Source organism: Paeniglutamicibacter sp. ORCA_105, from assembly GCF_045798545.1.
Taxonomy (GTDB): domain Bacteria; phylum Actinomycetota; class Actinomycetes; order Actinomycetales; family Micrococcaceae; genus Paeniglutamicibacter; species Paeniglutamicibacter sulfureus.
In genome coordinates this window covers 1-24,910 of the sequence record NZ_JBIXLM010000038.1, presented here as the reverse complement: position 1 = coordinate 24,910, position 24,910 = coordinate 1, and the positions used below count along the sequence as shown (strand labels likewise).

The window sequence follows — 24,910 nt, the reverse complement described above, 5'->3', positions numbered from 1 at the left end:
ATGGATCCCGCAGCAACCGTGGCGTGGAAAAGCGGCGAAGCCTCTCGATCGGGCATTCCCGGTCGGCGTCCGGACCCTCGTGCATTCATTGGTTTTTCACAAGCTTGTTGGGTCATGCTCGGTGAGAACCAATGCAAGCGCTCGAGTAAGGAACGATCATGCAGCCCTCCAGACGACAAGTCCTGCTGCTAGGTGGAATCGGCGTCCTGGGTGTCGGTGCGGTGGCTACCCCGTGGGGAACGGTGGCCGCGAAGTCCGCCAGCCGGCTCAGGGATTCCGACATGCCCAGACCGTATCGGGCTGCTTTTACCCAGCCCCCGGTCTTGCGTCCGTACTCGGTGGGCATCGACCCGGCCGACGGAGCCAAGGTAGAGAACTATGTGGTGACCCAAATGGCGGGAACGGCCAAAATCCTGCCGCGGCTTTCAACGCCGATCCTGGGCTACAACGGAATTTTCCCTGGCCCCACCATCGAGGTGGAACGCGGTACCAAGACGACGTTGACGGTTAAGAACAAGCTTCCGGCGACCCACCCCACCCACGGGCACGTGCTTGCCACCTCAACACACCTGCATGGTTCGGCTTCGCTTCCGCAATATGACGGCTACGCCAGCGACGTCACCATGCCTGGTTTCCAAAAAAAGTACTATTTTCCCAATTTCCAGCCGGCACGAACGTTGTGGTATCACGACCACGGCGTGCACTACACGGCCCAGAATGCCTATTCAGGGCTGGCCGCACAGTACCGAATCCACGATCCGCAGGAACGCGGACTGCTTCCGCAGGGAGAATTCGACGTGGGCCTGACAATTACGGATGCCATGTTCGCTGCAAACGGTGCCATGGGATACGACGACAACACACATTCGGGCCTGTGGGGCGATGTCATTCTCGTCAACGGCGTTCCGTGGCCGGTGATGAAAGTGAAACGCCGCATCTACAGGTTTCGGGTGCTCAACGCCAGCATTTCCCGGTCGCTGCGGCTGGCACTCAGTACGAACGACGCCATGACCATGGTGGCCACCGACGGGGGACTAATGCCCGCACCCGTCACCGTTACATCGTGGCGCCACGGCGGCGCAGAGCGGTACGAGGTGCTGATCGACTTCTCCAAGTACAAGGTGGGCCAGCGAGTCGAACTGCGCAACCTGTCCAACAAGAACAATGTCGACTACGACAACACCAACAAGGTCATGGCCTTTGATGTAGTGGGCGACCCGGTGGATGACAGTGACACGACGTGGAACACAGTACCCACCGTACTTGCCCCGAACACTGACGTGATGGGCCTGACCAAGGGGATGGTTGAGCAGAAGCGATACATGCGGGTTGCGCGGGATGACAAGACAAACATGTGGACCATCGGGGGATCAAGCTGGGCCGAGGTGATCGCGAGCGGTTACCAGAAAGTTTTCGCCCAGGTAGCGATGGATAGCGTGGAGGAATGGGAAATTGAGAACAAGTCGGGCGGTTGGTTCCACCCAGTACACATCCATCTGGTCGACTTCAAGATCATTAGCCGAAACGGCAAGGCTCCGATGCCGTACGAAGCGGGGCCCAAGGACGTTGTCTACGTGGGGGAGGGCGAGAAGGTGAAGGTGCTCATGCGTTTCGGACCACACAAGGGCCGATACATGGTGCACTGCCACAACCTTCCCCACGAGGACCACGACATGATGACGCAATTTCGGGTCGCGCTGAACGCCAATGAGGTCGATGAGCATGATCCGATGACCGCTGCACGCCCGGAATGGGACAACGACTGATGTCCAGACCCGGACTACCAAAGCGCCGCCGTCTCGTGATCCACGCGGCGGCGGCACTTTTTGTAGTGCTGGTCTTGGGTAGGATATTCCTGCTCGAGCCGATCACGATCGCCTCGGACAGTATGAGCCCGCAGGTCAGGGAGGGTGCCCACGCCCTGTTGCTCAAGACGCACGCGACAACGACCGGACCGAACACGGATGACCTAGTGGTATTCAGTGCTCCCGACGATGGAACGATTAGCTTGAAGCGGGTAATTGCCGTGGCGGGGCAGGAAATCGCGATCATGGACGGTGTTGTATATGTTGACGGCGTGCGCCGACTGGAACCCGATATAGACCCCAAAGCCATCGATGCAACGTATTTCGGGCCGATTCTTGTTGAGCCGAACACGGTATTTGTGATGGGCGATAATCGAGGCCCCTCGATTGATTCGCGCGACTACGGTGCCGTACCCCTGGGAAATATGCGCGGTAGCATCCTGCACGTATGGAACTAACCAGGCCTAGGGATTTGAGTGATGGGCGGTTCCGAGCGCAAGACGAAGCTGCCCCGGTCCCTCGAGAACCAGTTGTATTGCCTTGTTGGGAATCTCAAAGATGAACGACACCTGCAAATTTTCGCCCAGCGAGATGATTGCCGACTGCTGGCTGACCCATAGTGGTTCCGCCCTGAAACCGACGATTTCCTCAACGGCGAAGTCTGTTGATTCGAACCGCACGCCTGATGCCTTGCTGGCAGTCAGCTCCAGAAGAACCCGTACGCGATGACCGCCGGAGGCAATCGGCGACTTTAGCGTCGCAACGGGCTCCGGAGGATTCCAGGAATCCGTTTCCAAGGGGATGATCCCGTGGATCCGCGCCAGACCCCCGTCCAGTGATCCGAGAGCGCCCAACGGCGTGGCGGGCACGTCCGGGGGTCTGAGCAGTCTCGCAGCTCCGACTCCCACCCCGGTCGTTGCCAGGGCCGCCAACGGAACAAGGGCAAAGACTGTGCGTCGCGACGGGCGCTTGTCCTGGGCCGGGGGTTCATCCTGATTTATGGCCTGATCGATGCTCATGCCTCGATGGTTGCCGATGAACCATGGGGAAACCCTGCTGGACACCTGGCTCGTCCGTCCCCGAGTCATCTGGGCGGGCCCGAAAGTGTTCTTCAGCGTGTCCGTGAATGACCTTGGCGCAAAGCAGGGCAGTTTCTTGGCGCCAAGGCGTGATTCCCACAACAAGCCGCCATCTGCGAGGCCGAATTGGCCCTCCGGTGTTACGGCTCGGCAACACCCTGCCCGGGGAATGAGACACTCTTCGCGGCCCTTTCAGATTTACCATGGGCAATAAAGGTCGGCCCCACGAACACCAGGAGTAGCAATGTCACACGCACCCAGCGAAGCGACCATGGCGGAAATCGCGAAGCTGATCGGCTTCGACACCACAAGCCGGGACAGCAACTTGCCCCTGATTGACTACGTTGTCGGGCGCCTTGACGCTCTCGGGATCGATTCATTGCTGGTCCACAACGCCGAGGGCAACAAAGCCAACCTTTTGGCAACCATCCCGGCCGCCGACGGCACCCGCAGCGGCGGCATCGTGCTTTCGGGACACACCGATGTCGTTCCGGTCGACGGCCAAACCTGGAGCAGCGACCCGTTTGCCCCGGAAATCCGGGACGGCAAGCTCTACGCCCGCGGCACCTGTGACATGAAGACCTTTGTCGCCGTGATCATGGCCAAGCTCGAGACGATCGCCCGGGCAAAGCTGGACGAACCCATTCACCTGGCCTTTTCCTACGACGAGGAGGTGGGTTGCATCGGGGCGGTTGACCTGGTCGCCGCCATCACCGAGGCCGGTTTGAAGCCGCGCGGCTGCATCGTGGGGGAGCCCACCAGCATGCGCGTGGTCCGTGGCCACAAGTCGGTGAATGTCATTCGCGTCGATTTCCATGGCGTCGCAGCCCACTCGTCCCTGACCACCCAAGGCGTCAATGCAATCTCCGCCGCCGCCGAATTCACCGCCTTCGTCGATTCGACAGCACGGGACTTCGACCAGGATGGCCCCTTCGACGATGCCTTCATCGTGCCGCACACGACAACGACGGTAAACCAGATCGAGGGCGGCATCGCGGTCAACACGATCCCGGCTTCTTGCACCCTCCACTTCGAGTTCCGCTCGATCGCGGACGACGATCCGATGGAGCTCATCGAGCGTTTCCGCCTCGAGGCCAAGCGCATCGAAACGGCCATGCAGGAGCGGAACCCTGAAGCCCATGTCGAATTCGAGGTCCTGGCCAAGACACCGGGCCTGGATACCCCTGAGGAAGCGGGAATCGTCGCCCTGGCAGCCCAGCTGGGTGGCACCGCTAGCCCGGACAAGGCCACCTACGGTACCGAGGCCGGACTGTTCTTCAACGCCGGCATTCCCACGGTGGTGTGCGGTCCCGGCGACATTGCCCAGGCCCATGCCCCGGACGAGTTCATCGCACTTGAGCAGATCGTCCAGTGCGAGGCATTCATCGACAACCTGATCGTGGCGCTCAGCGCCTGACCGCGCCGCAGCCAGAGCCCGGTCCTTCGCCAACCCCCAAGGAGAAAAACATGGCCAACACCCAAGTGGCCACCCCGGCGCAGCTTTCGGCTGCCAGAAAGGCAGTGGTCAGTTCGTCGATTGGCGCCGCCTTGGAGTGGTTCGACATCATCGTCTACGCGACTTTCGCCGTGGTCATCGCGGAGAACTTCTACCCGGAGTCCGACGGGACCTTCGCCCTTGTGCTCACCTTCGCAACTTTTGCGCTGTCCTACGTCATCAGGCCGCTGGGCGGAATGATCCTGGGCAGCTATGCCGACCGCAAGGGGCGGAAGAATGCACTGACGCTGACACTCATGCTGATGATGGTCGGTACGCTCATCATGGCGGTGGCCCCGACCTACGCCCAGGTAGGCGTGTGGGGTGCGGTGATCATCCTGGTCTCGCGGTTGATCCAGGGCTTCTCCGCCGGCGGCGAGTTCGGCACGGCAACGGCCTTCCTGATTGAAACCGCTCCAAACAAGAAGGCCTTCTACTCGTCGTGGCAGGTCGCCAGCCAGGGCGCATCCATGCTGCTGGCCTCGGCCTTCGGCTATGGCTTGACGCAGTGGCTCTCCGAGGAGGACCTGTACAGCTGGGGCTGGCGGGTACCGTTCTTCGTCGGGCTGCTGATCGGCCCGGTTGGCCTTTACATCCGTGCCAAGCTGGATGAAACCGAGGAGTTCATGCAAAGCGAGAAGGAGCACGCGCCGTTGAAGGCCCTGGTGGTCAACCACTACGGCCGGCTGCTGGCCGGTTCGGCCGTCATCGGCGTCGCCACCATTTCGGTCTACATGATCCTGTACATGCCGACCTTTGCCGTGACTAACCTGGGGATCCCCGCCACCGCTGCTTTCCTTGGCGGCGTCGTTGCGGGCCTGATCGTGCTGATCGGGGTCCCGTTTGTCGGGCATCTTGCAGACAGGATCGGCCCGGCCAAGGTCATGACCTATGCGGCCGTCGGCGCGCTCTTGCTGGCCTGGCCACTGTTCCAGCTGATGGTCAGCAACCCGACCGTGCCTGTCATGGTGATTGTCATTGCGCTGCTCGGAGTGATCATGGCCTTCTACTTCGGCCCGATGCCCGCGCTGCTGTCGGCCTTGTTCCCGGCAGCCATCCGCGGAACAGGGCTCGCCGTCACCTACAACGTCGGAGTCACCCTGCTCGGAGGCATCGCGCCCCTCGTGCTCACGTGGCTGTTGAGCATCACGGGTTCCCTGAACGCCCCGAGTCTCTACTACATGGCGATTGCCGTCATTTCCCTAGTGGGTCTCTACTTCGTGCGAAAGCGCTACGCGCAGGCGTAGCCAAGGGGTGTCGGGCCGCCGGCGGGTTCCCTTGGGTAGCGTCCGGCGGCCCTGGGCCCGTGCTGGAACGGCTTGTCCGGTTCACGCGATTCGGACGTGCGATTTGCCAAGTCAGGGATGTCTGTATTAGATTATCTTCTTGTTGCAAAGCACTCGATCGGAAATATTCCGGGAAAGTGGTTGTGCCAGGGCCTTTAGCTCAGCTGGTAGAGCGTCACGTTTACACCGTGAATGTCATCGGTTCGATCCCGGTAGGGCCCACACGCAAGATCCCTCGGGGGAATGGACGTAAGTCGATTCCCCCGAGGGATCTTTTCGTTAAGCCAAACATATGCGGCGCCGGATGCGTGCGAACGCCCGAATGCAAAAGTGCTTCGTGGCCCCAGAATCGTCTCGGGGCCACGAAGCACTTGTATTGGGTCGAGGGAACGACTATTTGTCTGTAATGTCCTTGGCGGCATCCTTGACGTGTTCCCCGGCCTGCTTGGCCCTTGCCGCTGCCTGATCCTTGATGCCCTCGGCCTGCAACCGTTCGTTATCCGTTGCGTCGCCAAGCTTTTCCTTGGCTTGGCCGGCGACTTCCTGTGCCTTGTTGCTGATCTTGTCTCCGAGTCCCATGGTGGAATTCCCTTCGTTGATCTTGCCTGGACTCGTCCCACGCTATTAAGTCAACCTTGGCATTGGCTGGGAACCATGGGGTGGGGAACGGAAAGCCTGCTCCAAGCCCTTGAGCCGAGGCCCGTGCATCGGCATATCGGCGCTGATTTCCGCCGACGGAGTATTGCCTGAAAGGCCGCGGGAAACACCCGGTTGACACTCGGATGGGTGAGGCCTAGTCTGTATAAATCAGATTTATGGTCGACATCACTAAGATATGTCGGACATTACGTTTGGATCCACGATGGAGTGACAATGAACAGCCTTGCCAACCCGCCCATGATCGTTATGGGAGTTTCCGGATGCGGTAAATCCACGGTGGGCAAGATGCTTGCGGAGGCACTCGGTTCGACATTTACCGACGGCGACGATCTTCACCCCGCGTCCAACAAGGAAAAGATGGCTGCGGGTCATCCGCTGGATGACGCCGATCGCCAGCCGTGGCTCGCGACCATTGGCCACGCACTGTCCAGAAGTTCCGAATGCGGCACCCCTGCGATCATCGCGTGTTCCGCACTCAAGCGCAGCTATCGAGACCTGCTGCGTGCCCATGAGCCAGCCACGCTCTTCATCCACCTGCGCGGCCCTGCCGACCTCATCCAGAACCGGCTTGACGAACGCAGCCATGAATACATGCCCTCGACCCTGCTCACCTCGCAATTGAACACGCTCGAGGCCATCGAAGCTGACGAAGCCGCCATCGAAGTGGACGTCAGCCAGAGCCCGGAAGACATTGTGGCCCTCGTGGCCAATAACTTGAACTACAGGTAACATCCGGAACCGACCGGTTCCACCACCCCGTCACCCGACATCCATAAACCTCCGAAGGACAATGATGACCGACGAGTTAGTCATGAACTGGACGCTGGGCACACCCGCGCTCCTCTCCATTGCCGTGGGCGCAATCCTGCTGCTGCTTTTGTTCATTATCAAATGGCGCATCCATGCATTCGTTGCACTCGTGGTCATCTCGCTGCTGACCGCAGTTGCCACCGGCATCCCGGTGGCAGCGGTGATTCCGACTTTGACGGGCGGATTTGGCGGGACGCTGGCCTCCGTCGCACTGCTGGTCGGCCTGGGTGCCATGCTCGGGCGCATGCTCGAGACAAGTGGCGGAGCCGAGGTGCTGACCAATGCGTTGATCAACAAGTTCGGCGAGAAGCGCGCACCTCTGGCGCTGTCCATCGCCTCGCTGCTCTTCGGTTTCCCGATCTTCTTCGACGCCGGCCTGGTCGTGATGCTGCCGATCATCTTCACCGTGGCACGCCGCCTGGGTGGCTCCTTCCTGGGCTACGCCTTCCCGGCAGCCACCGCATTCTCCGTCATGCACATCTTCGTGCCGCCGCACCCGGGCCCGGTCGCCGCCTCCGGCCTGCTCGAGGCCAATGTCGGCCTGGTCCTGCTGCTGGGCCTTGTCGTCGCCTTGCCAACGTGGTTCTTCGCAGGCCACCTGTTCGGCAAGTATGTGGGACGCAAGTTCAACATCGCCATCCCGGACATCCTGGCCGGCACCGCCCAGGAGGAGCACGACTTCGCTTCCACGCCGAAGCTGGGCACCGTCGTGACCCTGTTGCTGCTGCCGCTGGTCCTGATCTTCATGAACACCGGCCTGAACACTCTTGCCTCCGCCGGAATCGTGGACAGCCAGGCACAGTGGGTCCAGATCCTGCGCCTGGTCGGCGAGACGCCGGTCGCCCTGCTGCTCACCGTGTTGCTGGGCATGTACCTGCTGGGCTACAAGCAGAACAAGGACAAGACACTCATCGAGACCGTCGTCGACTCGGCCCTGGGCCCGGTATGCTCGATCATCTTGATCACCGGCGCCGGCGGCATGTTCGGCGCGGTGCTGCGCGCCAGCGGCATCGGCGACGCGGTTGCCGATTCACTCGACGCCCTCGGCCTGCCGATCATCGTCGCCGGCTTCATCATCGCCGCGGTGGTGCGCGTCGCCCAGGGCTCGGCCACCGTCGCCCTGACCACCGCCGCCGCCATCGTCCAGCCCGTGGTGCTGGGCAACGCGGACCTGAACCAGATCGAGGTCGTGGCCATCGTGCTGGCACTGGCGGCCGGTTCCGTCTTCGCCGGCCACGTCAACGACTCCGGTTTCTGGCTGGTCAGCCGGTTCTTCGGGATGGACGTCAAGACGACGCTGAAGGTCTGGACCGTGGGCCAGGCGCTGGTCGGCGTGATCGGCTTTGCCATTGCGTACCTGATCTTCGCCGTCGCCGCCGCGTTCTAGTCCCGCAGCTCTTCGAACAACACCCAGGGAAGGAATCCACATGGGCAGCAACCTCTTTGATCTGACCGGGCGCATCGCGCTGGTCACCGGATCCTCGCGCGGCATCGGGCGGGAACTTGCCGCCGGCCTGGCCGACGCCGGGGCCACGATCGTGCTCCACGGCCGCAATACCGAGACCCTGGCGGCCACGGCCGCCGAGTTCGAGGCCCGCTACGGAGCGGACCGAATCTTCTCCTACGCGTTCGACGTGACCGACGCTGACGCCGTGGCCCGGAACATCGCGGCCATCGAGGCCGAGGTCGGACCGCTGCGGATCCTGGTGAACAACGCGGGCATCCAGCACCGCGTGCCCATGCTGGAGCTGAATGTCGCCGACTGGCAGCGCGTGCTCGACACCAACCTGACCAGCGCCTTCCTGGTGGGCCGCGAGGCAGCACGGGGCATGCTTCAGCGCGGCGAGGGCAAGATCATCAACATCTGCTCCGTGCAGACGGACCTGGCCCGGCCCACCATCTCCGCCTACACCGCGGCCAAGGGCGGGCTGCGCAACCTGACCCGGGCCATGACCGCCGAGTGGGCGTCCGGCGGACTGCAGGTCAACGGCATCGCGCCGGGCTACATCCACACCGCGATGACCCAGAACCTGGTGGACGACGAGCAGTTCAACTCCTGGATCCTGGGCCGCACCCCGGCCGGGCGCTGGGGCACCGTGGCAGACCTGGCCGGTCCCGCCGTGTGGCTGGCCTCGGACGGATCCAACTACGTCAACGGCCAGACCATTTTCATCGACGGGGGAATGACCGTTGTCGTCTAACGCCACCACCACCGCCACCGCGGTCGTCGCCCACGCGGCAAACGACCTGCGCGTCCAGGCCATCGAGGTCCCCGCGCCGGCTTCGCACGAGGCGCAGATCGCCATCGCCTACGGCGGCATCTGCGGATCGGACCTGCACTACTGGATGCACGGGGCGGCGGGGGAGTCCATCCTCAAGGCGCCCATGGTCCTGGGTCACGAAATCGTCGGCACGGTCCTCGCCGCGGCCGCCGATGGAACCGGCCCCGCGGCCGGCACCCGCATCGCGGTGCACCCCGCCACCCCCGGCGGCTCCGGCGCACGCTATCCCGGGGACCGGCCCAACCTCTCCCCGGGCTGCACCTACCTGGGCTCCGCGGCACGGTACCCGCACACCGAGGGTGGCTTTGCCACCGCGGTGAACCTGCCCGCGCGGATGCTGCGGGAACTGCCGGCGGGGCTTTCGCTGCGCGATGCCGCCCTGGCCGAACCCGCCGCCGTGGCCTGGCACGCCGTCTCCCGCGCCGGCGGGGTTGCCGGCAAGCGGGTCATGGTCATTGGCGCCGGTCCCATCGGCGTGCTGGCCGTTGCGGTGCTCAAGCGGGCAGGTGCCGCTCAAATCATCGCGGTGGACATGTTCGATCGCCCGCTGGAAATCGCCACGGCAGCCGGCGCGACTACCACCTTGAAGGCCGACGACGTCGACGCCATCGCCGAGATCGAGGCCGACGTGGTCATCGAGGCCAGCGGAAACCACCGCGGCTTGGCCTCGGCGGTCCGCGGCACGGTCAGGGGAGGGCGCATCGTGATGGTCGGCCTGCTGCCCTCGGGCGAGCAGCCGGCACTGATCTCGCTGGCTATCACCCGTGAGCTCGAACTGGTCGGTTCATTCCGCTTCAACGACGAGATCGATGAGGTGCTGGCCGCACTTGCGGACGGAACACTGGACGTCTCGGCCGTCGTCACCCACGAATTCGGTGTCGACGACGCCCTTGCTGCCTTCGCCGTGGCGAAGGACTCCGCCGCATCCGGAAAGGTCCTGCTGAAGTTCTAACCGCGGTTTTCACCCGGTCAGGTTTCCCAACACCGCGAAAAACATAGGCGCTCCGCCGGACTCCCGTAGGGGATCCGGCGGAGCGCCTTCGCTTGCGGGCCTTAGGCTTGGGGCTGCGGGAAGAGCCGCGGCCTATCCGCCCACACGCCGCAGATCTCCTGGTTGGTGCGGCGCATGATCAGCTCCATGGATTCCCGCGCCCGGTGTGGTTCGCGGGCGGAAATCGCGTCGGCGACCGCCTGGTGCCAGGCCAGCGCTTCCTCGTGGGGATGCTCGGGCATCAAGCCAAGTTCGGTGCGTCCCCGCAGCGTCTCGCCGATCGGATTGGCCAGGTTCGCAAACATCTCATTGCCCGAGGCCGCCAACACCAGCGCGTGGAAGCGGATGTCCAACTCCAGGAACGTCGCCAGGTCCCCGGAACGGCCGGCATGGCGCATCCGGGCCGCCAGGTTCAGCAGCTCGCCGCAAAATTCCGGTGGCGCGTGCTCGGCCGCGAGTTCGGCTGCCATGGGTTCAACCGCCACGCGCAGCTCGGTCAGGGAGCGCAATTGCGCGCCCTGACCGTCTCCGGCCAGGCGCCAGCGGATGACCAGCGGGTCAAAGGGGTTCCAGTGCTCGGCGGCCAACACCCGGATGCCGACCCGCTTGGTGGAAACCACCAGGCCGGCCGAGGCCAAAACGCGCACGGCCTCGCGAACGACCGAGCGGGAGACCCCCAGTTCGCTCTCCAACTCCGATGCCAGGATCACGTCGCCGGCGGGAATGGATCCGTCGACAATGCGGCTTCCGAGATGGTCGACGGCTCGTTGGTGCAGGCTATTGGGCATAAGCCAATCCTATCGGGAATCAACTGCACAAATTTCCCAGTGAACACGCAAAAAGCCACGTGTTTCCGGGGCAACAAATGGCAACGAGGCGTGTTCTTCTGGCCATGGAGACGCCAGACAAACTAAAGTGGACAGAAGTCACGGAGCCGTGCCCGGCGCTCCTTCGTGCCGGTATTCGCCCGGCCCAGCAAAATCGCAACGATGGAGACTTCATGCCTGCACAGATTGGCGTCACCGGCCTAGCCGTCATGGGCGCAAACCTCGCCCGCAACTTCGCCCGCAACGGATACACCGTGGCGCTGCACAACCGCTCGGTCGCCAAGACCGATGCGCTGCTGGCTGCCCATGGCGACGAGGGCGACTTCATCCGCACCGAGACCCTGGCCGAACTCGTCCAGAACCTTGAGACCCCGCGCCGCGTGCTGATCATGGTCAAGGCCGGCGGCCCCGTCGACTCGGTCATTGACTCCCTGGTGCCGCTGCTCGAAGAGGGCGACATCATCATCGACGGCGGCAACTCCAACTTCGTGGACACCCGCCGCCGCGAGGCCGCACTGGCCGAAAAGGGCCTGCACTTCGTGGGCGTCGGCGTTTCCGGCGGCGAGGAGGGTGCCCTGCTGGGCCCCTCGATCATGCCGGGCGGTTCGAAGCAGTCCTACGACGCCCTGGGCCCGATGCTGGAAAAGATCTCCGCCAAGGCGATCGACGGCGCCCCGTGCTGCGCCTGGATCTCCACCGACGGTGCCGGCCACTTCGTGAAGATGGTCCACAACGGCATCGAATACGCCGACATGCAGGTCATCGGCGAGGCCTACGACCTGCTGCGCACCGGCGCCGGCATCGAGCCGGCGGCCCAGGCGGCGATCTTCGAGGAATGGAACAAGGGCGAGCTCGCCTCCTTCCTCATCGAAATCACCGCCGAGGTGCTGGCCCATACGGACGCGAAGACCGGCAAGCCGCTGGTTGACGTGATCGTCGACTCCGCAGGCCAGAAGGGCACCGGTCGCTGGACCGTGCAGTCAGCCCTGGACCTGGGCTCCCCGACCTCGGCCATCGCCGAATCCGTGTTTGCCCGGGGCCTGTCCTCGCAGCGCGAGATGCGCGCCATCGGCCAGGAGGTCCTGGCGGGCCACGAGGTCGCCGTGGAACTGGGCGAGAACTTCGTCGAAGACGTGCGCCAGGCGCTCTTCGCCTCCAAGCTGGTGTCCTACGCCCAGGGCCTGGACATGCTCACCAGCGCCGGGGTGGAATACAACTGGGAGCTGAAGCTCGACGAGATCGCCTCGCTGTGGCGCGAGGGCTGCATCATCCGTGCGGCCCTGCTTGCAGACATCACCAAGGCCTACGCCGCGGATGAGAAGCCTGCAAACCTGCTCTTCGCCCCCGCCTTCTCCGAGGCCATCGCCGCTGCCCTTCCGGCCTGGCGCCGCGTGGTGTCCACCGCCGTCCAGCTGGGCGTGCCGGTGCCGGTGTTCTCCGCCTCGCTGGCCTACTACGACGGCCTGCGCCGCAAGCGCCTGCCGGCAGCGTTGACCCAGGGCCTGCGCGACCTCTTCGGTGCGCACACCTACAACCGCGTCGACACCGCCGGCTCGTTCCACACCCAGTGGAGCGGCGACAAGACCGAAATCGAAGCCGAAGACACCCACTAGTCTCCACCCGCTTCACCACCTCGTGGTTTTTTTGCGGGCGTGTCCGCCGCCCGGAGACGCAAAAACGGTGTCGGTGCCGCCCCCAAGGGGACCGGCTCCGACACCGCAACTTGTTCGATCAGGCCAACCCTAGATCCACATGGCCGGATCGATGTATTCGGCCGGATCAACTGCCGGCTTGTGTTCCTCGGCGGTGCGCGGGCGGTTCTTCGCCGGCATGCCGGTGATGATGGAATCCGCCGGAGCGTCCTTGACCACCACGGCGTTGGCGCCGATGGCGGAATCCGCGCCGATCGTAATCGGGCCCAGCACCTTGGCGCCGGCCCCGATGACCACACGGTCACCGATGGTCGGGTGGCGCTTGACCTTGGCCAGCGATCGCCCGCCGAGGGTCACCCCGTGGTAGATCATCACGTCGTCGCCGATCTCGGCGGTCTCCCCAATGACCACGCCCATCCCGTGGTCGATGAAGAACCGCCGGCCGATGGTGGCTCCCGGGTGGATCTCGATCCCGGTGAGGAAGCGGCCGGCCTGGGAGAGCAGGCGTGCAGGAAAGCGCGTCCTGGGGTTCTGCCACAGCCGGTGGGTCAGCCGGTGGATCCAGATCGCATGCAGGCCCGAGTACGCCAGGAAGTTCTCGGCCTGCCCGCGGGCGGCGGGATCATGCGCACTTGCCCCGCGCAGGTCTTCGGCTAGTCGGGAAAAGAATCTCAAACCTTGGCCTTTGTTTGTGCGGCGATCCGGCTGTTGGCCGGAAAGCTGCGGGTGAAGCCCGAAGCGGTGCCGGTCGGGGCGTGCGGTTTCCCGCGCGCCCCGGCCGACAACGACCGGATCGGCTGTCTTAGCCACGGATGTCGTCAAAGAGCAGCGTGGAGATGTAACGCTCGCCGAAGTCGGGGATCACGGCGACGATGAGCTTGCCGGCGTTTTCCTCGCGCTTGGCGATTTCCAGGGCCCCCCACACGGCGGCGCCGCCGGAGATGCCGCCCAGGATTCCTTCCTGCGTACCCAGCGCGCGGGCAATGGCGACCGAATCGTCGATCGAGGCGTCAAGCACCTCGTCGTAGAGCTCGGTGTCCAGCACCTCGGGGATGAAGTTCGCTCCCAGGCCCTGGATCTTGTGCGGGCCCGGCTTGCCGCCGTTGAGTATCGCCGAATCCTTCGGCTCCACGGCGATGACCTGCAGGCCAGGCTTCTGCTCCTTGAGGAAGCGGCCGGCACCGGTGATGGTGCCGCCGGTGCCGATGCCGGCGACGAAGATGTCGATTTCGCCCTCGGTGTCGTTCCAGATCTCAGGACCGGTGGTCGCTGCATGCACCTCCGGGTTGGCGATGTTGGCGAACTGCTGCGCCCAGATGGCGTTGTCGGTGGTGGCGACGATTTCCTTGGCCTTCTCCACGGCGCCGCGCATGCCCTCGGAGCCCGGGGTCAACACGATCTCGGCGCCGAAGGCGCGCAGCATCACGCGGCGCTCGGTGCTCATGGTCTCGGGCATGGTCAGCACCACCTTGTAGCCGCGGGCGGCTCCCACCATGGCCAGGGCGATGCCGGTGTTGCCGGAAGTGCCCTCGACGATGGTGCCGCCCGGGCGGAGGTCCCCGGAGGCCTCGGCGGCGTCAACGATGGCCACGCCGATGCGGTCCTTGACCGAGTTGGCCGGGTTGTAGAACTCCAGCTTCACGGCGATGTTGCCCGGCAGCCCGGCACCCAGTCGGTTCAGGCGCACCAGCGGGGTGCGGCCAACAATTTGCGTGACGTCGTTGTAGATCTTCGACATGGTGTCCTTTGTCCTTGGGTGTGGGAGCGGAATGGGCCGTTCAGGCACGGTCCCGTCGGGCAGTGACGCGCCGGGAACCTTCAGGTACAAGCCTAGTCAGGACCGCTCGGCGGCGGGTTCCTCGAGCCATGTTGCGTAATATTTCCTGGCCTTGGCCAGTTTCGGGTCGATGATGACCCGGCAGTACCCCTCGTCGGGGAAGCGGTTGTAGTAGTCCTGGTGGATTCCCTCGGCCACGAAAAAGTCACCCGGGACCTCGAAAGCCGTCACCAGCGGATCGGGATAGAGCTCCCCGAACTTCAGCGCGCTTTCGCGGAAAATCGACTCCTGCGCGGGGTCAAGCGGGTACATCGCCGAGCGGTACTGGGTGCCGACGTCGTAGCCCTGGCGGTTCAGCGTCGTGGGGTCGTGGGTGGTGAAAAACATGTCAAGTATGACCTCGTCCGGAACGACGGCGGAGTCGAATGTTACGGCAACGGCTTCGGCGTGTCCCGTATTTCCGCCGCAGACCGTGCGGTAGTTCGGGGCGGGGTCGGAACCGCCGGTGTAGCCGGACACCACGGCGTGGACTCCGCGCGTGCGCTGGTAGACGGCATCAAGGCACCAAAAACAGCCGCCGGCCAGCACAAAGGTGGTCAGCTCCTGACCGGCGGGACCCCGGGTCGTGGCAGAAAAGCGGATCGGTGTGCTGGAAATTGAGAAATCATTCACACTTACACTCAAGCACAGGCACCGCCAATTCATTCCCGCGGGTCCGATGCCGCCGCCCCCTGCTCACGGCACGGGCGCAAAATGCGGCCAGCACATGACGGCATTCGGGGCCGATCCGGATACGGTAGATGCATGCAGAGCAATAAGCAGCAGCCCCACGGCATGCGTATCGTCTCCGGGCCGGGATCGGCCGACCAGGAAAGTGCCGGCACCGCCCATACGGAGGCAAATCCCGCCGCCCCCGGCGCCGTGGCAGCCGCATCGCCGCCGTCGAGCATGCCCACGAACGCACCCGGCCACGATTCCCCCCTCGAGTCCGCCGCGACGGGCGCGGGCACGGGCACCGCGGGGCAGGCCGTGGCTTCCGGGAACACCTCGACCGCCGCGCCTGCCCGGTTCGACACCGAGACCGGAGAACCGGAATCCGGCCAGATCGAAGCCGTGCTGTCCACTCCCACGCTCGGACAGGTGCTGATTGCCGTCGAGGAACTCTGGCCCGCCTCGCTGGCCGAGGAGTGGGACACCGTCGGACCCGTGGTCGGGCGCCCCGAACGCGAAGTCAAGCGGATCATGTTCGCCGTCGATCCCACTCTTGAGGTGGTGGCCGACGCGGTTTCCCGCGGCACCGACCTGCTGATCACCCACCACCCGCTGCTGCTGCGCCCGGTTAACTCCGTGGCCGCCACCGGGTTCAAGGGCGAGGCGGTGCACCTGCTCATCGAATCCGGCTGCGCGCTGGTCACCGCCCACACCAACGCGGACTCGGCCATCGGCGGGGTCTCCGACGTGCTGGCTGACATCTTTGGCCTGACCCAGACGCAGCCGCTGGCGCCCTCCAAGGACGGGCTGCCCGAGGAAGGCATCGGCCGGGTCGGCATGCTGCCCGAACCGCTGCAGCTGCACGAGTTTGCCTCCCGCGTCTTCTCCGCGATGCCCTCGGTGGCCGGGGGAGTGCGCGTCGCCGGGGACCGCGCAGGGATCGTGCGCAAGGTCGCCGTGTGTGGAGGGGCGGGGGATTCGCTCTTCGATGCCGTCCGTGCCGCCGAGGCCGATGTCTACGTGACCGCCGATTTGCGCCACCACCCCGCATCCGAGGCCCGCGAAGCCGCATTGAACGGCAAGCCCTACCTCATCGACGTTTCCCACTTCGCTTCCGAGTGGCTGTGGCTGCCCACCGCCGCCGACGCGCTGAAGAACGTCCTGCACGATTTGGGACACGATGTGGAGGTCGGCGTCTCGGCCATCAACACCGATCCCTGGGACTTCATTCTCACGCCGTAACCGCTCGACCCCACCCACCTGCCTCGATGCGGTGCGCGCTCACCGCTCCCGGATTTCCCGGGCAGGGAGCGCGCACCGCATCTCTTGCATCCGCGCCGTTCGTGCCCGCTTGGACGGCCCGCGGGGGTTATCCACAGAACCCATGCCGGCGCTGGCGAGCACCGATGTCCGGGGAGCACCATGGATCCCATGGACACACCGGCCGGCATCATCGACTCGGCCCTCGCCGCACTCGGCGGGGCTTTGGGGACGGGCACCGAAGCATCTTCCGGTCCCGGCACCCCCGTCGATCCGCTGCGTCTGTTGGCCGCCGTTGACCTGGTCGCCCGCCGCCTGTTGGAGCAGGGGGCCGCCTCCGCGGCCGGCTCCCCGGTCCGGGCCGCCGCGTTGGCGCAACTGGCCGAATGCCTCTTCCGCACCGGGTCCTACGGGCAGGTCCTGGCCGCCGGCACCTGCGAGGCCGCCGAGGTCCACACCCTCACCGAAGCGCCGCTGGCCGAAACCAACCAGGTGCTGAAAGACGCGGCAGGTTTTGTCGCCGGCACCAGCGGCCTGCCGGCGGATGCAGTGACCGGCCCCGACCGAAAGCCCCTGCACCGCGACACCGCCGAGTTCCTCAAGAACCAACTGCACCTGAGCTATTTCCAGGCTGCCCACCGCGTTAGCACCCACGCCCGGCTCATGGAGCACAACGGTCCGGACGGCACCACGCTGCCGCCGACCTTCCCGCACCTCGGCCGGGCGCTGGCCGGCGGCTCCTCCGACCCCAAGGTCCTGGCCAACGCAGCGGCGAAGCTCGCCGCTTTGGAACCGTCCCTGGAGGCGCAAACTGACCCTGAGAAGGCCCGCGCCGCGCTGGAGAAGCAAGTTGCCCGCACCCTTCACACCGCCGACGAGGCCGCGGTGGGCAGGCTCCTGAAGCAGGTGGCCATCGACCTTGAGCACACCAGCGTCGAGGGGCAGGAGGCCGCAAGGGCCCGGTTCGAGGGGCTACGCTTTCGCTGCCACAAACCTGCCGGCTACATCTGGGAGCTCACCACCGACGCCGAGGGCCACGAAATGCTCTGCACCCTGGCCGAGGACCTGAACAATCCCCGCACCGCTTCCGGCACTCCCGCCACCCCGGAAACCGTCTCCCCGCCGGCACTCCTGGACGTGGCCGGAATCCCGGGCACGGCAAACGGCGCCGAAGCCATTGAGCGCGCCGAGGACGCTGAAAACGCCCCCGAGATTCCCGCCTGGGCCGTCAACCCCGACGTCCCCGCCGCGCAGCGTCCCCGGGCCGGATTCAACGATGTCGGCAAGCCGCTGCCATGCGCCAACCCCTACGGCCTGCCCGAGAACGACCGATACCCCGGCGAGACCCGAGACGAAGCCAACGCCAGGCGCCGCGCCCAACGCCTTTCTGCTGCACTATTCGAGGCCCTGCGCTCCTGGATGGACCCTGCAGCCGCGGAGCCCGGAATGCCGCTGAACTCCCGCGTCGAATTGTTGGTCATGATCGACTACGCCGCGCTCACCGGGGCCCTGGAAACCGCCGGGTTCACCAGCCACGGGCAATACATCTCCGCCGCCGCCGCCCGCCGCCTGGCCTGCAACGCCGGGATCACCCCGGTGGTCATGGGTGGGGAGGGCCAGCCCCTGGATGTGGGCCGACGTAAACGCTTCTTCACCAAGGGCCAGAGGCGCGCCATCGCGGCCCGCGACCGAGGCTGCGCCAACCCCGGCTGTTCCATGCCCGTCCACCGCTGTGAGGCCCACCACCTCAAGTCATTCTCCGAAGGCGGAAAGACAGAAGTCAGTAACGGTTTGTTGCTCTGCATCCGGTGCCACACCGCCTTCCACGCGGGGCACTTCGGCATCCGGGTCGTAGCCGGCATTCCACACGTCGTCCTTCCCGCATCGCGCGACCCGCTCCAAAGACCCAGGCGGAACTGGGTCTTCCATCCCGAAGCCGCAGCCGCCTGAAACTCCACTCCCGCTATAAGGCGAGCCTCCCGCGATGCCGTGCCGCCTGCCGCCGCCTCTGGCTTCCCGGCCGTGCCCGGGCGGTGCCAGCCTCGCCATCGACAGATTCCGGCGGGTCACAATCACCACGAAGTTCCCCGACTGACTAGGGTTGTGCCTAGGGGATCACTGATCGCCCAGGCAGACCAGGAACGGCAGCGCCACGGCGCGCACAGCGGAGGACACCATGGCAAAGGCAGCACCGGCGGAACAGCTTCGACTCTTGGACGTGGCAGCGCTCGATTCGCAGGCCACCAAGCTCACCCGCCAGATCGCCGAGGCCACCGCGGATGCACAACTTGCCGCGGCCCAGGTTGCCCTCGAGGAGGCCCGAGCCGCACAGGACGAGGTGCAGATCGAGGTCGACGCCGCAGCGGCAGCACTCAAGGAATCCGAGTTGGCCGTGGAAAAGGTCGCGGCCCACATCGGCAAGGACCAGAAGCGCATCGATGCCGGCGCCGGTACGCACCAAGACCTGATGGCGCTGTCACACGAAATCGACTCGCTCACCGTCCGTCGAAACGACCTTGAAGACACCGAGCTTGAGCTCATGTCGGCTCTCGAGGAGGTGCAGGAGCGGGCCGCGGAGGCGCAGGCCCGTACTGCCACCCGAGCCGACGAGCACGCGAAGCACCTGGCGCGCCGCGATGCCGCCGTTGCCTTGCTGCAGGACCAGCTTGCCGAATCCCGGGACGCGCGCGCCAGGCTGGTGGCCACCTTCGATGAAACACTCATCACCATCTACGAGAGGCTGCGCACCCGCAACGGCATCGGCGCGGCCCGCCTCTTCCACGGCACCTCCGAGGCCAGCGGCATTGCTCTGTCCGCGGGCGACCTGGGGGAAATCAAGGCTGCGCCGGCCGATGAGCTGGTCTTCTGCCCCGACACCGGAGCCATCCTGGTGCGCAGTGAAGAATGGGGAGCATAGGCCACCCCGCGGCCTACGTCCGTGAGAGTGCGCCGGGTTCCGGGCGGCTGCAGCACACATAGATCCGGGTCCGCGACATGGTCGCGTCCCGGGGCACCCTCGGCAGGCTGTTCGAGGAACTTGGCTACACGGCTGGGGTTTGCTGGAAGGGCGGAACCAGCTACGTCGGGGCGCATGACTACATTGTGCTGGAATCGGGCCCCGATGTGCTCGACGAGCCCCATCGAAGGAAGGCACCAGGCGTCAACCACCCGGCCTGCTCAGCCGGATCGCGCCGAAGGGTCGACGCACCCACTTGGCAGGCCCAGTGCAGCGGCTTTGTCTTGCTCTTTGCCGAGGCACACCCGTATGCGGGTGGCCCGGCACGCTACGCGTCCTATCTGGAGGATCCGGCCGGGTTTGAAATCGAGCTGGTTTCCGATATAGCGGGGACCGATGGACCCGACATCGCCGAACCCGACGCGGCAAGTTTTAATCCCGCAAGCTAGTTTCCGACGGCCCTGAAGGCATGGTCCTCCGGCAGGATGATGTTCAGCTGGTGCGCCTTGCGTGAGGTGCCGGGCACCAGCTCGGCTTCCCAGCGTTCGCGTGCGGCCTCCAGCAATTCCGTTGGCGTCGCGACCTCGGCCCCTCGGGTGAGCAAATGCGATGCCAGTTCGCCACGGGTGTGCTTGGCGAAATGCGAAACGACCTTGCGCACGCCCCCGCGCAACTGGAACACCGAGACGCTTACGGAGTTTGGGGCCGGCGGCACCCACGCCGCGGCATAAGTGCTGGAACGGCAGTCAACCACCAAGCCGTCGCCGGCCCGCGCATTGAGGACCGGCGTCAGCTTCGGCTTCCACCAACCGGCCAGCTTGCCGATCTCGGGCAGCTTCACCGACATGGACAACCTGTACGCCGGGATCCGGTCGGCAAAACCCACGGCTCCCCAGAGCGCGGAGATCACCAGGATGCTCGCATCAGCTCGCTCACGCGCCGCGGCTTCCAGTCGTTCATAGCCCAGCGCCTCAAAAAGCACGCCGGTGTATACGGTGTGTGCGGCAGCCGCGGGTTCCGTGTGCAATTCGATGTTCCGCATGACTTCGGCGACCAGCGACTTGCCCACGCCGAGCACCTCGAGCGCGTCGTCGGCACGCGAAACCTCGGCCAGGGCAGCCAACAGCTGGTGGCGATGCGGCTTCAGCTCCGGGAACTGAAGGGCATCGGCATCAAAGGGGTCGCCATCGCCGGCGGGTTCTTTGCCCTCGGAGGGCGGAAGCAAAATCAACACCGGTCAAGCCTAGTCTTCCGGCACCCCAATTCCTGATTCGACTACGCAGCCAACCACCAGATGGCAGTTTGCCGCCTGTCAGGTGCAGAGCACAGTGCAAAAGCGACTAGACTTGAACGCTGGACGGGATGGCCAGACGATCGCGTGCCACGCAAGTGGCCCGAGGAACGTCCGGGCTCCACAGAACAGGGTGGTGGGTAACGCCCACTCGGGGAAACCCGCAGGCCAGTGCCACAGAGAATAGACCGCCCGCATTCGTGCGGGTAAGGGTGAAACGGTGGTGTAAGAGACCACCAGCGCTCCGGGTGACCGGAGCGGCTAGGTAAACCCCACCCGGAGCAAGGTCAGACAGACTACTGGGTTGTTCGCTCAATGTAGTCGGGTGGACCGCTCGAGGGTGTCGGCAACGGCACTCCTAGATAGATGATCGTCACCGCGATTCGGGTAACCGACCGCGACACAAAACCCGGCGTATCGGCCATCCCGTCCACCACAATCCCGTGCCTCCCGGGCGACCCGTGGGAAGCCAGGCTCAACAACTGCACCGAGCTTGGCATCAAGGATCGGCCGCGCGCACGCATTTGACCAACCCGAGGGCGACCGCCACGCTGCCGGCCCTCGTGCAGCCTGCTACCGGACCACTTCCACGCACAGGCGCCGAACCCAGGGCATCCACAACCTGCAAGTTTCGGGTTGAGCAGCGGACGACGCCTGACTAGACTGTCTCCTGCAAAACTCGACGCGTACGAAAGGACAACACCGTGCATCAACTGGACTTGATTCGTGCCGCCGCAGAAGACGTGGCCTCCGCCCGCATTCTCCTGAACGAACGAATCGAAGCGCTCGACGCCATCGTGGCGGCCGCCCTGGAACACGACATCCCGATGGCCAAGGTGGCCGAAGCCGCCCAGGTGGAAGGTCTGGACGAGATCCGGAAATCGCCGGTGTCGGCAGATACCGTACTTGTCGCCTGAACACCCGAGGGGTGCCGGAGCATACGCCTCGCTCCGGCACCCCTGCCACAGCATTAGACTCAAGGCATGGAGTGGCTATTCTGGCTGATCGGGATACCGGTGCTGTGCATCGGTTTGCTGTGGGCCGCCTCCAAGTTCACCTTTCCCACCGAAGGCGGGGGTGACGGAGCCTCGGGCTTTTTCGATGCCCTGAACGCCTTCTACCAACCCTCCGGCACGGCCGCCCAACAGGCACGGGAGGAACAAAAACGCCAGGTCCTTGAGTCGGCCCAAGGCCAGGACAAGGACCCCCTTGCAGGTTTCCCGCACCAACCACCCGGCCACCCGCATGAGGCGGCCGACGGTTCCGATGATTCGCCACAGGAACCATGGACCCCGCGATAGTACAAAGCGATAAACGAATCGCGCCGCCGGCCACCCCCATCGAAGTCTCGTGCAGCGACGGGCAGATCCTGTACGGACACGTATTTGAACCGAACGGACGGGCCCCCGACACCTCGGACACGGCCGTTCCGGTCAAGGGCATCGTGGTCATTGCCTGCGCTACCGGCGTGACGGCGCGATACTACCGCCGCTACGCCGCCTTTCTGGCGGAGCACGGCTTCAGCGCCATCACCTTCGACTACCGCGGGATCGGCGCCTCCGCACCCGGGTCGCTGCGCGGATTCCGGGCGCGATGGCATGACTGGGGCCTTTATGACATCGATGCGGTCCTCGGCTGGGCCCGGAACCAGCACGTGCATCTGCCCCTGCACTTCGTGGGCCACAGCTTTGGCGGGTTCGGCGTCGGGCTTGCGCCCGAATCCCGCCACCTCACCCGCATCCTGACCGTCGGTGCGCAGCATGCACACTGGCGTGACTACGCGACGGGCCACCGCGCACGATTCATCGCCCGATGGCACCTGGTCATGCCGATGTTGACATTGGCCAGCGGATTCTTCCCGGGCAAGCGCAGCGGATGGCTCGAGGACCTGCCCCGGGGAGTCGCACTGGACTGGGCACGCGGCCGCAAGGACTTCACGTTGAATGCACCGCCCGCCTTGCGCAATAGACTCCGCGCCTCCCAACGTGGATTACAGGCACCCATCCTCGCGGTCGCCACCACCGACGACCCGTACGCCTCCGCGCCGGCGATCGCCCGCACCCTGGCCTACACACCGCACGCGCCGTCCACCACACGTTTCCTGGAACCGGGAGCCTACGGCCAGAAGGGCATCGGGCACTTCGGGCTTTTTCACGACATGCACAAGTCCACGTTCTGGCAGCAGACCTTGGGTTGGCTCGAGCACGGCGTTGATCCATGGGCCACGAAGGCGACTCCGTACCGGAGCCCAGGACGCCCCCCGGCGTCCGAGACCCCGAAGAGCCAGCAGGTGTGAGAGACCTCACCGACCCGCACCGTGGATCTCCGCGCAGGCATACTAGAATGGTTTCGGGCCCTAGTGCTCCACGGGGGAATGATCCTGCTACCCCCTGAACAACCGTTTCTGCAAAGGTGCTTTTACGGTAACAACCGGCTTGAGGATCGCCAGCCGGCTGATTTGGAAGGATTTTCAGTGACCCAGCAGTCTGTCGAAGCCCTACAGGAATGGAGCGGGCGCGAAGAGCTCGCCGAGGCCATGATCCCGTTGATCGGGCGCCTGTACCGCAACAACAACGTGGTGACCTCCATTTATGGCCGCAAGCTGATCAACCAGTCGGCCATCAACATCCTCAAGGCACACCGCGTGGTCCGCCGCATCGAAGGCGAGGAGCTGCCCCTTGAGCAGACCATGCCGCTGCTGCAGGCCATCGAAACGCTGGACCTCGGGGCCGTCGCCATCGATCTGGGACGCCTGAACAAGAAGTTCACCGAATCCGGCTCCACCGATCTCACCGCTTTCCTCACCGAGGAACTGGGCGAGAAGGTCGGCAAGTCCGGCGCCACCGACGCCGAGCCCACCGATGTGGTCCTCTACGGTTTTGGCCGCATCGGCCGTCTGCTGGCCCGCATCCTCATCGAACGCGGCGGCTACGGGTTGCGCCTGCGCGCCATCGTTGTCCGCAAGGGCTCGGACGACGACATCGTCAAGCGCGCCTCGCTGCTGCGCCGCGACTCCGTCCACGGTCCGTTCGACGGCTCGATCACCGTGGATGAGGAGAACAACACCATCCTCGCCAACGGAACCCTGATCCAGGTCATCTACTCGAATGACCCGACCACCGTCGACTACACCGAATTCGGCATCGACAACGCCATCGTGGTGGACAACACCGGTCGCTGGCGCGACGAGGCAGGCCTCTCCCAGCACCTGCAGGCCAAGGGCGTTTCCCGCGTACTGCTGACCGCACCGGGCAAGGGCAACCTGAAGAACATCGTCCACGGCATCAACCACAAGGACATCACCGCCGAGGACAAGATCGTCACCGCCGCATCGTGCACCACCAATGCGATCACCCCGGTGCTCAAGGCCCTGAACGACCGCTTCGGCGTCATCCACGGCCACGTCGAGACGGTCCACTCGTTCACCAACGACCAGAACCTCATTGACAACTTCCACAAGGGCGAGCGTCGCGGCCGTTCGGCGGCGCTGAACATGGTCATCACCGAGACCGGTGCAGCCAAGGCCGTGGCCAAGGCCCTTCCGGAGCTCGAGGGCAAGCTGACTGGCAACGCCATCCGCGTTCCCACCCCCGATGTCTCGATGGCGATCCTGAACCTCAACCTTGAGACGGAGACGACCAAGGAAGAGCTCAACACCTACCTGCGCGAGGCATCCCTGGGAGCCGAGCTGCACAAGCAGATCGACTTCATCGATTCACCCGAGGTCGTCTCCTCCGACTTCGTCGGCTCGCGCCGCGCCGGCATCGTCGACGGCCTGGCAACCATCGCCACCGGCAAGAACGCCGTTGTCTACGTCTGGTACGACAACGAGTTCGGTTACTCCTGCCAAGTGGTCCGCGTCCTTGAAACCATGGCCGGCACGCACCCGTTGGCGGTTCCGGCCATCGCCGTGACCGAGCCTGCAGCGGTCTAGCTGGTCCTTCCCCAATCGGGGAATAGAAGCGGGGGGGGGGGGGGGGGGGGGGGGGGGGGGGGGGGGGGGCCGGGGGGGGGGGGGGGGGGGGGGG

General features: G+C 65.0%; 24 protein-coding genes, 1 tRNA gene and 1 other RNA gene. 19 read left to right on the top strand and 7 right to left on the bottom strand.

Translation table 11 applies throughout. The features are described 5' to 3' along the window. Positions 1-338: 338 nt before the first annotated feature. Both ACIPUB_RS16250 and lepB read left to right on the top strand, forming a co-directional pair. Positions 339-1,766: a multicopper oxidase family protein gene (locus tag ACIPUB_RS16250; RefSeq protein ID WP_407608318.1), complete on the top strand. Its 1,428-nt coding sequence runs from the start codon at positions 339-341 to the stop codon at positions 1,764-1,766. Then, complete coding sequence (gene lepB, locus ACIPUB_RS16245) at positions 1,766-2,263, top strand: signal peptidase I (protein ID WP_407608317.1); 498 nt, start codon at positions 1,766-1,768, stop codon at positions 2,261-2,263. Before ACIPUB_RS16250 ends, lepB begins: the two co-directional genes overlap by 1 nt. 6 nt (positions 2,264-2,269) lie before the next feature. On the opposite strand, the gene ACIPUB_RS16240 is transcribed toward lepB, so the two are convergent. Then, the gene (locus ACIPUB_RS16240; protein WP_407608316.1) at positions 2,270-2,602 is read right to left on the bottom strand and encodes a hypothetical protein; all 333 of its coding nucleotides are present in this window, start codon (positions 2,600-2,602) and stop codon (positions 2,270-2,272) included. Positions 2,603-3,128: 526 nt separating this feature from the next. Between ACIPUB_RS16240 and argE the strand changes: the two genes are divergently transcribed. The 3 genes from argE (at position 3,129) to ACIPUB_RS16225 (ending at position 5,887) form a co-directional block, all read left to right on the top strand. Beyond that, on the top strand, positions 3,129-4,301 hold the full coding sequence (gene argE, locus ACIPUB_RS16235; protein ID WP_407608315.1) for an acetylornithine deacetylase: 1,173 nt from the start codon (positions 3,129-3,131) through the stop codon (positions 4,299-4,301). Between the two features lie 50 nt (positions 4,302-4,351). Then, on the top strand, positions 4,352-5,626 hold the full coding sequence (locus ACIPUB_RS16230) for an MFS transporter (protein WP_407608314.1): 1,275 nt from the start codon (positions 4,352-4,354) through the stop codon (positions 5,624-5,626). A 188-nt stretch (positions 5,627-5,814) separates the two neighbouring features. Further along, positions 5,815-5,887 (top strand) — tRNA-Val (locus ACIPUB_RS16225). 171 nt (positions 5,888-6,058) lie between these two features. On the opposite strand, the gene ACIPUB_RS16220 is transcribed toward ACIPUB_RS16225, so the two are convergent. Then, positions 6,059-6,244: a CsbD family protein gene (locus tag ACIPUB_RS16220; RefSeq protein WP_407608313.1), complete on the bottom strand. Its 186-nt coding sequence runs from the start codon at positions 6,242-6,244 to the stop codon at positions 6,059-6,061. Positions 6,245-6,538: 294 nt separating this feature from the next. Between ACIPUB_RS16220 and ACIPUB_RS16215 the strand changes: the two genes are divergently transcribed. The 4 genes from ACIPUB_RS16215 to ACIPUB_RS16200 all read left to right on the top strand — a co-directional run bounded on the left by ACIPUB_RS16215 (position 6,539) and on the right by ACIPUB_RS16200 (position 10,369). Next, positions 6,539-7,054: a gluconokinase gene (locus tag ACIPUB_RS16215; protein ID WP_407608312.1), complete on the top strand. Its 516-nt coding sequence runs from the start codon at positions 6,539-6,541 to the stop codon at positions 7,052-7,054. Between the two features lie 64 nt (positions 7,055-7,118). Continuing rightward, entirely contained in the window at positions 7,119-8,522 is a 1,404-nt protein-coding gene (locus tag ACIPUB_RS16210) for a GntP family permease (RefSeq protein ID WP_407608311.1), read from the top strand. Positions 8,523-8,562: 40 nt separating this feature from the next. Next, the gene (locus ACIPUB_RS16205; protein ID WP_407608310.1) at positions 8,563-9,336 is read left to right on the top strand and encodes an SDR family oxidoreductase; all 774 of its coding nucleotides are present in this window, start codon (positions 8,563-8,565) and stop codon (positions 9,334-9,336) included. Then, positions 9,326-10,369 carry an L-idonate 5-dehydrogenase gene (locus tag ACIPUB_RS16200; RefSeq protein ID WP_407608309.1) on the top strand — a complete coding sequence of 348 codons (1,044 nt, stop codon included), beginning with the start codon at positions 9,326-9,328 and terminating at the stop codon, positions 10,367-10,369. The genes ACIPUB_RS16205 and ACIPUB_RS16200 overlap by 11 nt, the downstream gene beginning before the upstream one ends. A 101-nt stretch (positions 10,370-10,470) precedes the next feature. On the opposite strand, the gene ACIPUB_RS16195 is transcribed toward ACIPUB_RS16200, so the two are convergent. Beyond that, entirely contained in the window at positions 10,471-11,196 is a 726-nt protein-coding gene (locus tag ACIPUB_RS16195; protein ID WP_407608308.1) for a FadR/GntR family transcriptional regulator, read from the bottom strand. A gap of 212 nt (positions 11,197-11,408) precedes the next feature. Between ACIPUB_RS16195 and gndA the strand changes: the two genes are divergently transcribed. Further along, positions 11,409-12,848, top strand: a complete 1,440-nt coding sequence (gene gndA / locus ACIPUB_RS16190) for an NADP-dependent phosphogluconate dehydrogenase (RefSeq protein WP_407608307.1) — start codon at positions 11,409-11,411, stop codon at positions 12,846-12,848. Positions 12,849-12,977: 129 nt separating this feature from the next. On the opposite strand, the gene epsC is transcribed toward gndA, so the two are convergent. From epsC to msrA, 3 genes are all read right to left on the bottom strand, one after another. Beyond that, positions 12,978-13,562 carry a serine O-acetyltransferase EpsC gene (epsC, locus tag ACIPUB_RS16185; RefSeq protein WP_407608306.1) on the bottom strand — a complete coding sequence of 195 codons (585 nt, stop codon included), beginning with the start codon at positions 13,560-13,562 and terminating at the stop codon, positions 12,978-12,980. 127 nt (positions 13,563-13,689) lie between these two features. Further along, on the bottom strand, positions 13,690-14,625 hold the full coding sequence (cysK, locus tag ACIPUB_RS16180) for a cysteine synthase A (protein ID WP_407608305.1): 936 nt from the start codon (positions 14,623-14,625) through the stop codon (positions 13,690-13,692). A gap of 96 nt (positions 14,626-14,721) precedes the next feature. Beyond that, entirely contained in the window at positions 14,722-15,264 is a 543-nt protein-coding gene (gene msrA / locus ACIPUB_RS16175) for a peptide-methionine (S)-S-oxide reductase MsrA (RefSeq protein WP_407608330.1), read from the bottom strand. 429 nt (positions 15,265-15,693) lie between these two features. On the opposite strand from msrA, the gene ACIPUB_RS16170 reads away from it, so the two are divergent. From ACIPUB_RS16170 to ACIPUB_RS16155, 4 genes are all read left to right on the top strand, one after another. Continuing rightward, positions 15,694-16,617, top strand: a complete 924-nt coding sequence (locus tag ACIPUB_RS16170) for a Nif3-like dinuclear metal center hexameric protein (RefSeq protein WP_407608329.1) — start codon at positions 15,694-15,696, stop codon at positions 16,615-16,617. Between the two features lie 189 nt (positions 16,618-16,806). Further along, the gene (locus tag ACIPUB_RS16165; protein ID WP_407608304.1) at positions 16,807-18,585 is read left to right on the top strand and encodes a DUF222 domain-containing protein; all 1,779 of its coding nucleotides are present in this window, start codon (positions 16,807-16,809) and stop codon (positions 18,583-18,585) included. A 226-nt stretch (positions 18,586-18,811) separates the two neighbouring features. After that, positions 18,812-19,552, top strand: a complete 741-nt coding sequence (locus ACIPUB_RS16160) for a zinc ribbon domain-containing protein (RefSeq protein ID WP_407608303.1) — start codon at positions 18,812-18,814, stop codon at positions 19,550-19,552. Between the two features lie 77 nt (positions 19,553-19,629). Then, on the top strand, positions 19,630-20,040 hold the full coding sequence (locus ACIPUB_RS16155; protein ID WP_407608302.1) for a glyoxalase: 411 nt from the start codon (positions 19,630-19,632) through the stop codon (positions 20,038-20,040). Here ACIPUB_RS16155 and ACIPUB_RS16150 read toward each other — a convergent pair. Continuing rightward, entirely contained in the window at positions 20,037-20,825 is a 789-nt protein-coding gene (locus tag ACIPUB_RS16150) for a YaaA family protein (RefSeq protein ID WP_407608301.1), read from the bottom strand. The two genes, ACIPUB_RS16155 and ACIPUB_RS16150, sit on opposite strands and share 4 nt — an antisense overlap. Before the next feature lie 124 nt (positions 20,826-20,949). Between ACIPUB_RS16150 and rnpB the strand changes: the two genes are divergently transcribed. The 5 genes from rnpB (at position 20,950) to ACIPUB_RS16125 (ending at position 24,816) form a co-directional block, all read left to right on the top strand. After that, positions 20,950-21,315: RNase P RNA component class A (gene rnpB, locus ACIPUB_RS16145), an RNA gene on the top strand. Positions 21,316-21,586: 271 nt separating this feature from the next. After that, the gene (locus ACIPUB_RS16140; RefSeq protein WP_264269657.1) at positions 21,587-21,799 is read left to right on the top strand and encodes a hypothetical protein; all 213 of its coding nucleotides are present in this window, start codon (positions 21,587-21,589) and stop codon (positions 21,797-21,799) included. Positions 21,800-21,865: 66 nt separating this feature from the next. Next, positions 21,866-22,183 carry a hypothetical protein gene (locus ACIPUB_RS16135; protein WP_264269656.1) on the top strand — a complete coding sequence of 106 codons (318 nt, stop codon included), beginning with the start codon at positions 21,866-21,868 and terminating at the stop codon, positions 22,181-22,183. Beyond that, on the top strand, positions 22,168-23,178 hold the full coding sequence (locus ACIPUB_RS16130; protein WP_407608300.1) for an alpha/beta fold hydrolase: 1,011 nt from the start codon (positions 22,168-22,170) through the stop codon (positions 23,176-23,178). The genes ACIPUB_RS16135 and ACIPUB_RS16130 overlap by 16 nt, the downstream gene beginning before the upstream one ends. A gap of 177 nt (positions 23,179-23,355) precedes the next feature. Then, positions 23,356-24,816, top strand: a complete 1,461-nt coding sequence (locus ACIPUB_RS16125) for a glyceraldehyde-3-phosphate dehydrogenase (protein ID WP_407608299.1) — start codon at positions 23,356-23,358, stop codon at positions 24,814-24,816. Positions 24,817-24,910: the final 94 nt, after the last annotated feature.

Bases quoted from the DNA above. Each gene is read 5' to 3' on its own strand.
- argE (WP_407608315.1), top strand. From the start codon at position 3,129: ATGTCACACGCACCCAGCGAAGCGACCATGGCGGAAATCGCGAAGCTG.
- cysK (WP_407608305.1), bottom strand. From the start codon at position 14,625: ATGTCGAAGATCTACAACGACGTCACGCAAATTGTTGGCCGCACCCCG.
- ACIPUB_RS16130 (WP_407608300.1), top strand. From the start codon at position 22,168: ATGGACCCCGCGATAGTACAAAGCGATAAACGAATCGCGCCGCCGGCC.
- ACIPUB_RS16220 (WP_407608313.1), bottom strand. From the start codon at position 6,244: ATGGGACTCGGAGACAAGATCAGCAACAAGGCACAGGAAGTCGCCGGC.
- ACIPUB_RS16195 (WP_407608308.1), bottom strand. From the start codon at position 11,196: ATGCCCAATAGCCTGCACCAACGAGCCGTCGACCATCTCGGAAGCCGC.
- gndA (WP_407608307.1), top strand. From the start codon at position 11,409: ATGCCTGCACAGATTGGCGTCACCGGCCTAGCCGTCATGGGCGCAAAC.
- ACIPUB_RS16160 (WP_407608303.1), top strand. From the start codon at position 18,812: ATGGCAAAGGCAGCACCGGCGGAACAGCTTCGACTCTTGGACGTGGCA.
- ACIPUB_RS16215 (WP_407608312.1), top strand. From the start codon at position 6,539: ATGAACAGCCTTGCCAACCCGCCCATGATCGTTATGGGAGTTTCCGGA.
- ACIPUB_RS16135 (WP_264269656.1), top strand. From the start codon at position 21,866: ATGGAGTGGCTATTCTGGCTGATCGGGATACCGGTGCTGTGCATCGGT.
- ACIPUB_RS16210 (WP_407608311.1), top strand. From the start codon at position 7,119: ATGACCGACGAGTTAGTCATGAACTGGACGCTGGGCACACCCGCGCTC.
- ACIPUB_RS16205 (WP_407608310.1), top strand. From the start codon at position 8,563: ATGGGCAGCAACCTCTTTGATCTGACCGGGCGCATCGCGCTGGTCACC.
- ACIPUB_RS16165 (WP_407608304.1), top strand. From the start codon at position 16,807: ATGGACACACCGGCCGGCATCATCGACTCGGCCCTCGCCGCACTCGGC.
- ACIPUB_RS16155 (WP_407608302.1), top strand. From the start codon at position 19,630: ATGGTCGCGTCCCGGGGCACCCTCGGCAGGCTGTTCGAGGAACTTGGC.
- ACIPUB_RS16230 (WP_407608314.1), top strand. From the start codon at position 4,352: ATGGCCAACACCCAAGTGGCCACCCCGGCGCAGCTTTCGGCTGCCAGA.
- lepB (WP_407608317.1), top strand. From the start codon at position 1,766: ATGTCCAGACCCGGACTACCAAAGCGCCGCCGTCTCGTGATCCACGCG.